The sequence below is a fragment of the Pseudomonas sp. NMS19W genome, assembly GCF_051554255.1.
GTDB lineage: Bacteria > Pseudomonadota > Gammaproteobacteria > Pseudomonadales > Pseudomonadaceae > Aquipseudomonas > Aquipseudomonas kribbensis.
Window position 1 is genome coordinate 1,141,673 of the sequence record NZ_CP136718.1, and the last position, 13,009, is coordinate 1,154,681.

General features: G+C 60.3%; 10 protein-coding genes and 1 pseudogene. 3 read left to right on the forward strand and 8 right to left on the reverse strand.

Annotated features, from left to right (window positions below):
- Positions 1-2 precede the first annotated feature (2 nt).
- The 4 genes from R1A29_RS05035 to R1A29_RS05050 all read right to left on the reverse strand — a co-directional run bounded on the left by R1A29_RS05035 (position 3) and on the right by R1A29_RS05050 (position 3,109).
- Positions 3-407 carry a SufE family protein gene (locus R1A29_RS05035; RefSeq protein ID WP_438300818.1) on the reverse strand — a complete coding sequence of 135 codons (405 nt, stop codon included), beginning with the start codon at positions 405-407 and terminating at the stop codon, positions 3-5.
- Entirely contained in the window at positions 404-1,609 is a 1,206-nt protein-coding gene (locus R1A29_RS05040; RefSeq protein ID WP_438300819.1) for an aminotransferase class V-fold PLP-dependent enzyme, read from the reverse strand. Before R1A29_RS05040 ends, R1A29_RS05035 begins: the two co-directional genes overlap by 4 nt.
- Before the next feature lie 125 nt (positions 1,610-1,734).
- Entirely contained in the window at positions 1,735-2,769 is a 1,035-nt protein-coding gene (dapD, locus tag R1A29_RS05045; RefSeq protein WP_085712832.1) for a 2,3,4,5-tetrahydropyridine-2,6-dicarboxylate N-succinyltransferase, read from the reverse strand.
- 31 nt (positions 2,770-2,800) lie between these two features.
- The gene (locus R1A29_RS05050; RefSeq protein ID WP_042607053.1) at positions 2,801-3,109 is read right to left on the reverse strand and encodes an arsenate reductase; all 309 of its coding nucleotides are present in this window, start codon (positions 3,107-3,109) and stop codon (positions 2,801-2,803) included.
- A 260-nt stretch (positions 3,110-3,369) separates the two neighbouring features.
- Here R1A29_RS05050 and R1A29_RS05055 point away from each other — a divergent pair, with 260 nt between their 5' ends.
- Positions 3,370-5,001, forward strand: coding sequence for a Na+/H+ antiporter (locus tag R1A29_RS05055; protein WP_438300820.1), 1,632 nt, complete (start codon positions 3,370-3,372; stop codon positions 4,999-5,001).
- 6 nt (positions 5,002-5,007) lie between these two features.
- Here R1A29_RS05055 and R1A29_RS05060 read toward each other — a convergent pair whose 3' ends face one another.
- The 4 genes and pseudogenes from R1A29_RS05060 to map all read right to left on the reverse strand — a co-directional run bounded on the left by R1A29_RS05060 (position 5,008) and on the right by map (position 10,665).
- Positions 5,008-5,796, reverse strand: a complete 789-nt coding sequence (locus R1A29_RS05060) for a M12 family metallopeptidase (protein WP_438300821.1) — start codon at positions 5,794-5,796, stop codon at positions 5,008-5,010.
- 101 nt (positions 5,797-5,897) lie between these two features.
- Positions 5,898-7,097 carry a succinyldiaminopimelate transaminase gene (gene dapC, locus R1A29_RS05065; RefSeq protein WP_085712836.1) on the reverse strand — a complete coding sequence of 400 codons (1,200 nt, stop codon included), beginning with the start codon at positions 7,095-7,097 and terminating at the stop codon, positions 5,898-5,900.
- A gap of 43 nt (positions 7,098-7,140) precedes the next feature.
- Positions 7,141-9,842 (reverse strand): annotated as a pseudogene (locus R1A29_RS05070) ([protein-PII] uridylyltransferase).
- Positions 9,843-9,882: 40 nt separating this feature from the next.
- Complete coding sequence (gene map / locus R1A29_RS05075; protein WP_039769663.1) at positions 9,883-10,665, reverse strand: type I methionyl aminopeptidase; 783 nt, start codon at positions 10,663-10,665, stop codon at positions 9,883-9,885.
- 372 nt (positions 10,666-11,037) lie between these two features.
- Between map and rpsB the strand changes: the two genes are divergently transcribed.
- Both rpsB and tsf read left to right on the forward strand, forming a co-directional pair.
- Positions 11,038-11,775: a 30S ribosomal protein S2 gene (gene rpsB / locus R1A29_RS05080; RefSeq protein WP_003222119.1), complete on the forward strand. Its 738-nt coding sequence runs from the start codon at positions 11,038-11,040 to the stop codon at positions 11,773-11,775.
- Positions 11,776-11,979: 204 nt separating this feature from the next.
- Positions 11,980-12,843, forward strand: coding sequence for a translation elongation factor Ts (tsf, locus tag R1A29_RS05085; RefSeq protein ID WP_085712838.1), 864 nt, complete (start codon positions 11,980-11,982; stop codon positions 12,841-12,843).
- Positions 12,844-13,009 lie beyond the last annotated feature (166 nt).

Consider the following 13,009-nt stretch of genomic DNA (forward strand, 5'->3'; position numbering starts at 1 on the left):
TTTTACTGCGCCAGCTCGTTCATCCGCTGCAGCACGGCATTCAGGCCATTGCTGCGCGATGGCGACAGCTGTCGCGACAACCCCAGTTGATTGAACCAGTCCGGCAGATCCACCTGCTGCAATTCTTCAGCATTCAAGCCGTTGACCCGCAACAGCAACAATGCCACCAATCCGCGAATCATCCGCGCATCGCTGCTCGCTGCGAACTGCCAATGGCCATCGCGCAACTCGCCGACCAGCCACACCTGACTTTCACAGCCGTGCACCCGGTTGGCCTCGCACTTGTCCGCATCGCTCAACGGCGGCAGTCGATCACCAAACTGCATCAGCAAACGCGCCCGCTGCTCCCAACCGGCGGCGTTCTGAAAGGTTTGCAGGGCTTCGGCGGCCTCTGCCGGCAGGCTCATCGCAATAACTCCAGCGACTGATCCAGCGCTTCAAAGAAGCGCTCCAGATCTTCGGAATCGTTGTACAGCGCCAGCGACACGCGAATCGCCCCGGCCAGTTCAAAGCGCTTGAGCAGCGGCATCGCGCAGTGATGCCCGGCGCGCACGGCGATGCCCTGTTCGGTCAGCAAGTGCGCGAGATCAGCGTTGTGCACACCTTCGACGACAAAACTGGCCAGCGCCAGTTGTGGCTTGCCCAGCAGGCGAATGCCGTTGCGAGCGGCGAGGCCACGCAACAGGTAATCGTGCAGCGCGGCTTCGTGGGCGGACACGGCGTCCAGATCCAGACCCGCAAGGTAGTCGAGGGTCGCACCGAGGCCGATCACACTGGCAATCGGCGGCGTTCCGGCTTCGAAGCCCAGCGGAGCAGGGCGGAAACGGGATTCGTGATAGTTGGCTTCCAGCACCATTTCGCCGCCGAACTGCCACGGCCGCAGTTGTTCGAGCGCTTCGTTGCACCCGAACAGCACGCCGAGGCCATCGGGGCCGTACAGCTTGTGGCTGGAAAACACATAAAAGTCACAACCCAGTGCCTGCACGTCATGTCGGCCATGGACAACGCCTTGAGCGCCATCGACCACAGTCATCGCGTTCTGCGCCCTGGCCATCGCCAGCAGGGCCGGCAACGGTTGCCAGGCCCCAAGCACGTTGGACAACTGGCTGACCGCCAGCAGACGGGTGCGCGGACCGATCAGGTGAACGGCGGCGGCGAGATCGATCACACCGTCATCGTCCAGCGGCAGGATCACCAGTTTCAGGTCGCGACGTTGTGCCAGTTGCTGCCACGGCAGCAGGTTGGCGTGATGCTCCAGGGCGCTGATGACAATTTCATCGCCCGGATGGAAAAGATGTTCCAGGCCATAAGCCAGGAGATTCAGCGCGCTGGTGGCGCCGTGGGTGAAGATGATCTGCCCGCTGCCACCGGCATTCAGCCACTGGGCGACCTTCAGGCGACTGTCCTCGAATGCCTGCGTGGCATGGGCGCCGGGCAGATGCTGCGCACGGTGCACGTTGGCCGCGCCGTTGGCGTAGTAATGCGCCAGTGCGTCGAGCAGGGCCTGGGGTTTTTGCGTGGTGGCGGCGTTGTCCAGATAGGTCTGGTCTTGCCGTTGCAGGGCGGCGATGGCCGGGAAATCGGCGCGCCAGGGGGAGGGAATCATCATGCTTTCGAGCCCTGGTGAACTTGGGCGGGTTAACGCCGAACCCTGTGGGAGCGGGCTTGCCCGCGAAGGCGATCTTTCGAACGCCATCGCAAACAGGCCAGCTTCCTCAGGTGAGCTTCTGGCGCTTAGTTGTGAGCGTGCAGCGCTTCGTTCAGTTCGATCGCCGATTTGTGGGTCTTGCATTCCACGGCACCGGTTTCCGAATTGCGACGGAACAGCAGGTCGGTCTGACCGGCCAGTTCACGGGCTTTCACCACTTTGACCAGGTTGTTGTGCTCGTCCAGCAGCGCCACCTTGGTACCGGCGGTCACGTACAGACCCGACTCGACGGTGTTGCGGTCGCCCAGCGGGATACCGATACCGGCGTTGGCGCCGATCAGGCAGCCTTCGCCGACCTTGATCACGATGTTGCCGCCGCCCGACAGGGTGCCCATGGTCGAGCAGCCGCCGCCCAGGTCCGAACCCTTGCCGACGAATACGCCAGCGGAGACGCGGCCTTCGATCATGCCCGGGCCTTCGGTTCCGGCGTTGAAGTTGATGAAACCTTCGTGCATCACGGTGGTGCCTTCACCCACGTAGGCGCCCAGACGCAGACGTGCAGCGTCAGCGATACGCACGCCGGCCGGTACCACGTAGTCGGTCATTTTCGGGAACTTGTCCACCGAGAACACTTCCAGCAGTTCGCCACGCAGACGGGCTTCGAGTTGCAGCTCGGCCAGTTCGCTCAGGTCGATGGCGCCCTGGCTGGTCCAGGCCACGTTCGGCAGCAACGGGAAAATCCCGGCCAGGCTCACACCGTGCGGCTTGACCAGACGATGGGACAGCAGATGCAGCTTCAGGTACGCCTCAGGGGTGGAGGTCAGTTGAGCGTCTTCAGCCAGCAGGGTGGCAACCAGCGGCTTGTGGCTTTCGGCCAGACGGGTCAGCAGCTTGCCCTGGACGGCGTCGATGCCTTTCACGGCTTCAGCCAGTTGTGCGGCCTGTGCGGTGGTGAAACTGATGGCCTGGTTGCCTTCGGTGTAGCCGAGGATCGGTGCAACGGCAGCGACCAGTTCGGCGGACGGGTTGAGCAGCGGCTGGGCGTAGAACACTTCCAGCCACGCACCTTGACGGTTCTGGGTGCCGACGCCGAAGGCGATACTGAACAGGGAGTTGGACATGTGAATACCTCTACAAAAAGTGACGGGCTGCTTACTTGAGCGCGGCCGCGTAGATATCTGGCTTGAAGCCAATCAGGGTTCGGTCACCGAGATCGAGCACCGGGCGCTTGATCATCGAGGGTTGAGCGAGCATCAGTTCGATGGCTTTCGACTGGTCGAGATCGGCTTTGCGTTCGTCGTCGAGCTTGCGAAAGGTCGTGCCTGCGCGGTTCAACACCGTTTGCCAGCCGTGTTCGTCACACCATTGGGTCAGGTGTTCACGGTCGATGCCGGCGGTTTTGTAATCGTGGAAGTCGTAGCTGACAGCGTGTTCATCGAGCCAGGTGCGCGCCTTTTTCATGGTGTCGCAGGCTTTGATGCCGAAAAGGTGCAACGTTTTGCTTGAAACGGTCAAGGAATCGCCCCCTTTACAGGTTGCCGGAAAGAAAAGGTGACGGATTATGCCACGACCGGACGGTTTCGGCGTCGCCGCTGGCCGGGGTTTGTCCCATTGTCACTGGCTGCCGTCCACCGATGTGCGACATAGGTGCAACGGTCAGCCACAGCCTAAGCGGCTAATATGGCAGTTCAACGCTGTCGATTGTCCGGGATTTCCGCTTTATGCAAACCGCTTATACCGTCCTGATCCTGCTGATGCTGGTCAGCGTTTCGCGTCTGGTCGGACGGGTCATCCCGTTGCCGCTACCGTTGGTGCAAATTGCCGCCGGGGCCTTGCTGGCCTGGCCGACTCTTGGCCTGCATGTGGCGCTCGATCCCGAGCTGTTCCTGTTTCTGTTCCTGCCGCCGCTGTTGTTCTCCGATGGCTGGCGCATGCCCAAACGCGAATTGTGGCGTCTGCGCGGGCCGGTCCTGACGCTTGCAGTCGGGTTGGTGCTGTTTACCGTGGTCGGTGCCGGCTACTTCATTCACTGGCTGTTGCCGACGATTCCATTGCCGGTGGCGTTCGCGCTGGCGGCGGTGCTGTCGCCGACCGACGCCGTGGCGGTGTCGGCGATTTCGCAGAACCGTTTGCCGACACCGCTGATGCACATGCTGCAAGGCGAAGCGTTGATGAACGATGCTTCGGGTCTGGTGACTTTCAAGTTCGCCCTGGTGGCGGCGGTTACCGGTGCGTTTTCTTTGGCCAACGCCAGTCTGACGTTTGTACTGGTGGCGGTTGGCGGGCTGGCGGTCGGTGTTGCGCTGAGCTGGCTGGTGGGCCGTTTGCGCGCATGGATGATCGCCCGGGGCTGGGACGATCCGGCGACTCACGTGGTGTTCATGTTGCTGCTGCCGTTTGCCGCTTACGTGTTGGCCGAACGGCTTGGCGCCTCGGGCATTCTTTCGGCGGTGGCAGCGGGGATGATGCAGAGCTGGCTCGATCTGCTGCCGCGCCAGACCAGCACCCGTTTGCTCAATCGCAGCGTCTGGTCGTTGCTGGAGTTTGCTTTCAACGGTTTGATCTTCCTGCTGCTCGGCCTGCAACTGCCGGACATCATCAAGGCGGTGGTCAGCCACGAAACCTCATTGTGGCCGACGCTGCTTTATCGCTGCCTCGACGTAGTGGCGATATTCCTTGCCTTGGTGCTGCTGCGCTTCATCTGGGTGCAAAGCATCTGGCGTCTGTCGGTCCTGCTGCGTCGCTTGCGCGGCAAGGGTGACCTCACGCAAGTGCCAACGGCACGTTCCTGCTGGCTGTTGACGGTCGGCGGTGTGCGCGGAGCGGTGACCCTGGCGGGCGTGATGTCGGTGCCGATGCTGATGGGCAATGAGGCCTTTCCCGAACGTGACCTGCTGATCTTCATCGCCGCCGGGGTGATCCTGATGTCGCTGGTGGCAGCCTGCATCGCTTTGCCGTTGCTGCTGCGCGGAATCCAGAAAAGCCCCGACGACAAACGTCGCCAGGAAGTTCGCGATGCCTGGCGCAAGACGGCCGAAGCGGCGATCCACGCGCTGGAGATCGAAGAGGTCAATCCGCAGGATGCCGCGCAGGCCGCACTGTCGGCGGAGCTCAAGGCGCGGATCATGTCCGAGTATCGCCATCAACTGGAGGTGTTCAACGATTCGGCGGAAGCCCAGGCGCTGGCATTTCAGATGGATCTGCTTGAGCGCCGCTTGCGTCTCAAGGCGCTGCGGGCGCAACGCCTTGAGTTGTATAGCCTGAGTCGTCAGCACCAGATTGGCGATGATGTGCTGCGTGAAGTGTTGGGCGAGCTGGATTTGAGTGAGGCGAATCTGGGGCAGGTCAAATAGAAACCGTTATTTGGGATAGAGCAGTTTCATCAGGCGTTTGTCTTTCTTGCTGATCTTGCGGTTGATCGGCACCTCCCAGTTGCCCACAGTCAACGTGTTGGCCACGGGATGGTGCATGATCGACGTGCGATCGTAGGCCGTGTAGATCGCATCCAGCGTGTCGAAGGCGGCAAACAGGTTTCTGTCGACCTGCTCCTCGGTCAGCGGGTTCATCTCGCGATTTTTGTAGAATTCATACACTTTTGGCTTGTCCCACGGGATTTTTGCCTGTGGGTGCTGATGCTCGTGCATCGCCCCCAATGCGTGGCCGAACTCGTGAATCACGATTACCTCAAAATCTTCATGATCCGGTTTGACTCCGAGATTCATGGTTGGATGGTCAGGGTGGATCAGCAGGGCGTCGGTGCCCAGCATCGAACTGTTGTCATTGTTTTTTGTGGCAATGCGGATGTCGCCCTTGAAGTGATCGACGAATTCAAACTTGAGGTTGATGTACGGCAGCCACTGGCTCGCGGCGTTGATGATCTTCGTCTTGTGATCGGTATCGAGCGCATCCATGAAGGCAACTTTCAGCGTGCGGCCGTTGGCCCACAGTTTTGAATAATTGACTACGGAGCGCTTGCGGCGAGTACCGGTCGCGGTACCGGCATTGGCCGGATTTTCATTCATGGCGGCTGTGTAGGCCGCCTGATCGTCGGGCCATTGAATGAGCTGGCAATCGAGTAGTGCTGTCATTTTTACTTCTTCCATGAAGTCCAGGGTCGGTTTTGCTGCGCAGCGAACGGCGCCGTCCAAGACTAACGTCTGAGCGGAAGAGGGGGAGGATAAAAAGAAGAGGAACTGTTTCCTGATATTCGACCACCCGTGCCGGATTGCCCGGCACGGGCGTTCAGGTATTACTTGTGGCGCAGGACGAAATCGCGGATGCGTTCGGCCGCTTCGACGCATTCTGCCAACGGTGCGACCAGCGCCATGCGCACGCGGCCGGCACCCGGGTTGACCCCGTCGACATCCCGGGACAGATACGAGCCCGGTACCACGGTCACGTGCTCTTCGGCAAACAGATCGCGGCAGAACGCGGCGTCATCGCCTTGCACATTCGGCCACAGATAGAAGCTGCCATCCGGACGCTGCACATCCATCACCGGGCTGAGGATCGCCAGTACGGCGTCGAACTTCTCGCGATATAGCGCACGGTTGGCGCGTACATGCACTTCATCATTCCACGCAGCAACGCTGGCCAGTTGGGTCTGAACCGGCATCGCGCAGCCGTGGTAGGTGCGGTACAGCAGGAAGCCTTTGAGGATGTCTGCATCACCGGCAACAAAGCCCGATCGCAGGCCTGGCAGGTTCGAACGCTTGGACAGGCTGTGGAACACCACGCAACGCTTGAAATCCTTGCGACCCAGTTCGGCGCAGGCGCTGAGCAAGCCCGGCGGTGGTGTCTGCTCGTCGAAGTACAGCTCGCTGTAGCACTCGTCGGCGGCGATCACGAAGTCGTATTCGTCGGCCAGGGCGATCAGTTTCTTCAGCACGTCGACCGGAATCAGCGCGCCGGTCGGGTTGCCCGGCGAGCACAGGAACAGGATCTGGCAGCGTTTCCAGATGTCCGGCGATACCGCGTCGAAGTCCGGGTTGAAGCCGTTTTCATCCAGGCATGGCAGGTAGTGCGGCTTGGCGCCGGCGAGGAACGCCGCGCCTTCGTAGATCTGATAGAACGGATTCGGGCTGACCACCAGTGCGTCATCGCCACGGTTGACCACGGTCTGGGTAAACGCGAACAGCGCTTCACGGGTGCCGTTGACCGGCAGCACGTTGCGCGCCGGGTCGATCCAGCCGCTCGGCACGTTGAAACGACGCTCGCACCAGGCGGCGATGGCTTCGCGCAGAGCCGGAATGCCGAGAGTGGTCGGGTACACCGCCATTTGATCCAGGTTGTTGGCCAGCGCTTCGGCGACAAAGCTTGGCGAACGGTGTTTCGGCTCGCCGATGGACAGCGCAATCGGGCGCTTGTCCGGGTTCGGCGTGACGCTGCCGAGCAGGGCGCGGAGCTTTTCGAACGGGTAGGGCTGCAGCTGGGTCAGAGCGTTGTTCATCGGTACGGGGTCTCGTGCAAAGCGGTTGAATCCGGGCGCGCAATCAAATGCTGATGCGCGACAGTTTGATATCGGGTTCCTGATTGACGCTGAGCTGCTCGACGATGGCATCCTGCAAGCGGCTGCACAGCAGCGGGTCGGACAGCGGCTGATTGTGGGCGTCGGTGATGAAGAACACGTCTTCCACTCGTTCGCCCAGGGTGGCGATCTTGGCGTTCTGCAGCGACAGGTCGAACTCCAGGAAAATCCCGCCGATCCGTGCCAGCAGACCTGGCCGGTCGGGGGCGGTGAGTTCCAGCACTGTCACCGGACGCTGGGCGTCGTTGTGGATAGTGACCTGTGGTGCGAACGCAAAGTGTTTGAGCTGGCGTGGCACCCGACGCTGGATGATGGTCGGGTAGTCGTCCGGGTTGCGCAGGGCTTCGGTCAGACCGTCGCGGATCTGCTTGATCCGCAGCGGATTGTCGCCGATCGAATCGCCATCGGTGTCGAGCACGATATAGGTGTCGAGGGTGAATTGGCTGCTGGACGTGATGACCCGGGCGTCGTGAATGTTCAGGTTGAGCTGGTCCATCGCGGCCACGGTCACGGCAAAGAAATCGTGCTGGTCCGGGGCATAGATGAAGATCTGTGTGCCGCCCTCGAATTCGCGCTGGGTGGTTTCCTTGATCAATACCAGCGGCCCGCCGTCGGCCGGCTGCTGGAGAATCGCATCGCTGTGCCAGGCCACGTCGCCGGCGGTGTGGCGCAGGAAATAGTCGTCGCCCAGTTGCGCCCATAATTGCTCGACGTCGTCCGGATCGGTGCCGCCGCGCACCAGAATATCCAGCGCTGCGCTCTGGGTCTGGCGGATCTGCTCTTCGCGATCCACCGGGTTTTCCAGGCCGCGACGCAGGGCGCGCTTGGTCTCGGTGTAGAGCTGGCGCAGCAGGCTGGCGCGCCAGGAGTTCCACAGGGTCGGGTTGGTTGCGTTGATGTCGGCCACGGTCAGCACGTACAGGTAGTCGAGGCGGGTTTCGTCGCCGACGATCTGGGCGAAGTCATGGATCACCTGCGGGTCGGACAAGTCCTTGCGCTGGGCGGTGGTCGACATCACCAGATGATTCTGCACCAGCCACACGATCAGGCGGCTGTCCCACACCGGCAGCTGATGGCGCTGACAGAACGCTTCGGCATCCACTGCGCCGATATCCGAGTGGTCGCCGTGCCGGCCCTTGCCGATGTCGTGATACAGGCCCGCCATGTAGATCAGTTCGGGCTTGGGCAGTTTGGCCATGAGCTTGGCGGCCAGCGGGAATTTTTCCGACACCTGCGAGTACTGCAACTTGCGCAGGTGTTTGATCAGGTTCAGCGTGTGGGCATCGACGGTATAGATGTGGAACAGGTCGTGCTGCATCTGTCCGACGATGAAACCGAATTCCGGCAGGTAACGCCCGAGAATGCCGTAGCGGTTCATCCGCCGCAGGTTGCGGTGGATGCCGATCTTGCACTTGAACAGCTCGATGAACAGGCTGGTGTTGCGGATGTCGTTGCGGAAATTATCGTCGATCAGGTGACGGTTTTCCCGCAGCAGGCGAATGGTATCGGCGCGCACGCCCTTGATTTCCGGCTGCTGGGCCATCAGCACGAAGATCTCGAGCATGGCGAACGGCGTGCGGCGGAACACGTTGTCGTTGCGGGCTTCGATATAACCGTCGTGCAACTGGAAACGCGAGTTGATCGGCTGTGGCGGCGCTTCGTCTTCCGGGGCGAGGATGACTTCCTCGAAGTGCTGGATGATCAGGTCGCTGAGCTGGGCGATGCTCATCACCACGCGGAAGTACTGCTGCATGAAGTTTTCGACGGCCTGCTTGGCGTCGTCGCCTTCAAAACCCAGCAGCCCCGCAATGGTGCGTTGGTGATCGAACAGCAGGCGATCTTCGGAGCGGCCGGCCAGCATGTGCAGCGCGTAGCGCACTTTCCACAGGAACTCCTGGGATGACGCCAACAGGGCGTTTTCACTCTCGACCAGGAAGCCTTCGCCGGCCAGGGCGCGCAGGTTCAGGGTGCCATACTGGCGACGGGCGACCCACAGAATTGTCTGAATATCCCGTAGTCCGCCGGGCGAGCCTTTGACGTTGGGTTCCAGGTTGTATTCGGTGTCGTTGTACTTGTGGTGACGGGCCTTCTGCTCGGAGCGTTTGGCCAGGAAGAATTCCTTGCTCGGCCACATGTGGGCGGTGCTGGTGACATCGAGCATGCGCTGGCGCAGACGCTCGGGGCCGCAGATGGTACGGCTCTCCATCAGGTTGGTAACCACCGTCAGGTCGGCGCGGGCCTCTTCGGCGCATTCGTCCACCGAACGAACGCTCTGACCGACTTCCAGGCCGATGTCCCACAACAGCGTCAGAAAACGCTCGATGGAATCACGGAAAATTTCGTGGTCGGCGCTGTCCAGCAAGATCAGCAGATCGATATCGGAGTAGGGTGCAACTCCCCGCGACCGTAGCCGCCGACCGCGACCAGCGCAATGTCGGCGTCTTCGCTCCAGTTGAACTGGTCCCAGGCCTTTTGCAGGATGTTGTCGACGAACCAGGCGCGATCCTCGATCAGTCGCCGGATGTCGCGGCCGCTGCGAAAGCGTGCATCGAGCACTTCGCGGGCCTGGCGGATCGCCTTCTTGAACGCCGCGATGGGACTCGCTTTCAGGGCCAGTTCAGCCTGGAACTGGCCGCGGTCGAAGAGTTCGGGATCCACCTGCGGCATCGATTGGCTTTCCTTCTATAGGCTGGGAACAGTGTCTGGATCAGGCCGAGATGCGCGGGATGGTGTCGTCGCTGCGCAGGGTGAAGATCTCGTAGCCGGTGTCGGTGACAAGCAAAGTGTGTTCCCACTGTGCCGACAGCTTGCGGTCCTTGGTGATCGCGGTCCAGCCGTCGCCCAGCACCTTGGTGTCGGCCTTGCCCTGGTTGATCATCGGCTCGATGGTGAAGGTCATGCCGGCTTTCAGCTCCATGCCGGTGCCAGCGCGGCCGTAGTGCAGGATCTGCGGCTCTTCGTGGAACACCTTGCCGATGCCGTGACCGCAGAACTCGCGCACCACGGAGAAGCCGTTCTTTTCAGCGTGCTTCTGGATGATCTCGCCGATGTCGCCGAGGCGGCAGCCGGGTTTGACGATCTCGATCGCCTTGTACATGCATTCCTGGGTGACCTGGGACAGACGCTCGGCCCAGACCGGCACGGTGCCGACGTGGAACATGCGGCTGGTGTCGCCGTGGTAGCCGTCCTTGATTACGGTGACATCGATGTTCAGGGTGTCGCCGTTTTTCAGCGGCTTGTCGTTCGGGATGCCGTGGCAGACCACATGGTTGATCGAAGTGCAGATCGACTTCGGGTAGCCCTTGTAATTGAGCGGGGCAGGGATGGCTTGCTGCACGTTGACGATGTAGTCGTGGCAGATCTGGTTCAGTTCATCGGTGGTCACGCCCGGCTTGACGTGCTCGGCAATCATTTCCAGCACATCGGCGGCCAGTTTGCCGGCGACACGCATGCCAGCGATGTCCTCGGGGGTTTTGAGGGTGACGGTCATACAGGCTCTCTCTGCGCTCGACGGCGCTTGCTGATACGGACAGGGCGGCGGTTTTGGCCTGGCAGCCCTGAAAAACGCGATTCTAACAGACCAAAGGCGCAAATCCGCGCCTGCGTGCATCGCTTCTCTCTATACAATAGTGCGCGCAAGGCCGATTCAAGGGGCCGGCATCCATGTCCCTGACGGGATTAAAGATTCCGGGTTCCGTTTGCGGCCTTGCTGTGGTATAAAATGCGCCGCTTTCCGGGGATAGCTCCGGGAGCATTAACCCACACACGTGTCGACACGATGGCCTGGGTGCCTTTGATCCTCGGATCGGGGGTTGGTCATTGGGATACGTGGAGGCCCAACCCGACTTATCAAGGAACTATCATGTCCCAAGTCAATATGCGCGATATGCTGAAGGCCGGTGTGCACTTCGGTCACCAAACCCGTTACTGGAATCCGAAAATGGGCAAGTACATTTTCGGCGCGCGTAACAAGATTCACATCATCAACCTTGAAAAAACCCTGCCAATGTTCAACGAAGCTCTGACTTTCGTAGAGCGCCTGGCTCAGGGCAAAAACAAGATTCTGTTCGTCGGCACCAAGCGTTCCGCTGGCAAGATCGTTGCTGAAGAAGCAGCACGTTGCGGTTCGCCGTACGTCGATCACCGCTGGTTGGGCGGCATGCTGACCAACTTCAAGACCATTCGTGCTTCCATCAAGCGTCTGCGTGACCTTGAAGTACAAGCCGAAGACGGTACTTTCGCCAAGCTGACCAAGAAAGAAGCGCTGATGCGCTCCCGTGATCTTGAGAAGCTGGATCGCTCCCTGGGCGGCATCAAGGACATGGGCGGTCTGCCAGACGCACTGTTCGTGATCGACGTTGACCACGAGCGCATCGCGATCACCGAAGCCAACAAGCTGGGCATCCCGGTCATCGGCGTTGTCGATACCAACAGCAGCCCGGAAGGCGTTGACTACATCATCCCAGGCAACGATGACGCAATCCGCGCTATCCAGCTGTACATGGGTTCGATGGCTGACGCAGTTATCCGTGGTCGCAACAATGTTGCTGGCGGTACTGTTGAATTCGCAGCTGAAGAAACTCAGGCTGCAGCTGAGTAATTGACGCCCTGGCGTTGACTCAGTAAGCAAAAAGGGGGCTTGGCCCCCTTTTTTGCCACCTCGAAAACCATCTGTCGGCGCCCACTTGTGGCAGCGCTCGCCCTGTATCTGTAACGTGCAGCGGCTACAAGGTGGTTCGGGAAGAATTGAACGCCCGTTCGATCGGGTGGAATGGTTGAAAACCTATCCAAGAGGAATTTGAAAATGGCAGCAATTACTGCAGCGTTGGTCAAAGAACTGCGCGAGCGTACCGGCGAAGGCATGATGGATTGCAAGAAAGCCCTGGAAAAGGCTGGCGGCGACATCGAAAAAGCCATTGATGACATGCGTGCTTCGGGCGCGATCAAGGCTGCCAAGAAAGCCGGCAACGTTGCCGCTGAAGGCGCTATCGCTGTCAAGGCTGACGGCAAGTCCGCCGTTCTGCTGGAAGTGAACTCGCAGACCGACTTCCTGGCCCTGCAGGACGACTTCAAGAACTTCGTCAGCGAAAGCCTCGAAGAAGCCTTCGCTCAGAAGCTGACCGACGCGGCTCCGCTGATCGCTTCGCGTGAAGCTGCTCGTGAAGCCCTGGTTGCCAAGTGTGGCGAAAACGTCAACATCCGTCGTCTGGCGCGTGTTGAGGGTGACGTTGTAGGCGCTTACCTGCACGGCAACAAGATTGGTGCAGTGGTTGTTCTGAAAGGCGGCGACGTCGACCTGGCCAAGAACATCGCCATGCACGTTGCAGCTTCGAACCCGGAGTTCCTGGACGCGTCGGAAATCTCCGCCGAGGCCATCGAGCGCGAGAAGAACGTATTCCTGCAGCTGAATGCCGACAAGATCGCCGGCAAGCCGGAAAACATCGTTGAGAACATGATCAACGGTCGTATCACCAAGTTCAAAGCCGAAGCCTCGCTGAAAGAGCAAGCCTTCGTCATGAACCCTGAAGTCAAGGTTGGCGAGCTGGCCAAGAAAGCCGGTGCCGAAATCGTTTCCTTCACCTACTTCAAAGTAGGCGAAGGCATCGAGAAGCCAGTTGATGACTTCGCTGCCGAAGTTGCCGCTCAAGTGGCTGCCGCCAAGCAGTAAGACGGTTTTTCAACTGTCGCCCGAAAGAGGCTGCCCGCTCACGCGCGCAGCCTCTTTTCAGATAGGGTTACCAATTTTTAATTGGTTTCCCCTTGGAACTGACTTACAAAGCCATGTTCCGATGGCGCTGAAGCAGCGCCACGCTAGAGTGAACGCAGCTGCAAAC

Bases quoted from the DNA above. Each gene is read 5' to 3' on its own strand.
- R1A29_RS05035 (WP_438300818.1), bottom strand. From the start codon at position 407: ATGAGCCTGCCGGCAGAGGCCGCCGAAGCCCTGCAAACCTTTCAGAAC.
- R1A29_RS05040 (WP_438300819.1), bottom strand. From the start codon at position 1,609: ATGATGATTCCCTCCCCCTGGCGCGCCGATTTCCCGGCCATCGCCGCC.
- dapD (WP_085712832.1), bottom strand. From the start codon at position 2,769: ATGTCCAACTCCCTGTTCAGTATCGCCTTCGGCGTCGGCACCCAGAAC.
- R1A29_RS05050 (WP_042607053.1), bottom strand. From the start codon at position 3,109: ATGAAAAAGGCGCGCACCTGGCTCGATGAACACGCTGTCAGCTACGAC.
- R1A29_RS05055 (WP_438300820.1), top strand. From the start codon at position 3,370: ATGCAAACCGCTTATACCGTCCTGATCCTGCTGATGCTGGTCAGCGTT.
- dapC (WP_085712836.1), bottom strand. From the start codon at position 7,097: ATGAACAACGCTCTGACCCAGCTGCAGCCCTACCCGTTCGAAAAGCTC.
- map (WP_039769663.1), bottom strand. From the start codon at position 10,665: ATGACCGTCACCCTCAAAACCCCCGAGGACATCGCTGGCATGCGTGTC.
- rpsB (WP_003222119.1), top strand. From the start codon at position 11,038: ATGTCCCAAGTCAATATGCGCGATATGCTGAAGGCCGGTGTGCACTTC.
- tsf (WP_085712838.1), top strand. From the start codon at position 11,980: ATGGCAGCAATTACTGCAGCGTTGGTCAAAGAACTGCGCGAGCGTACC.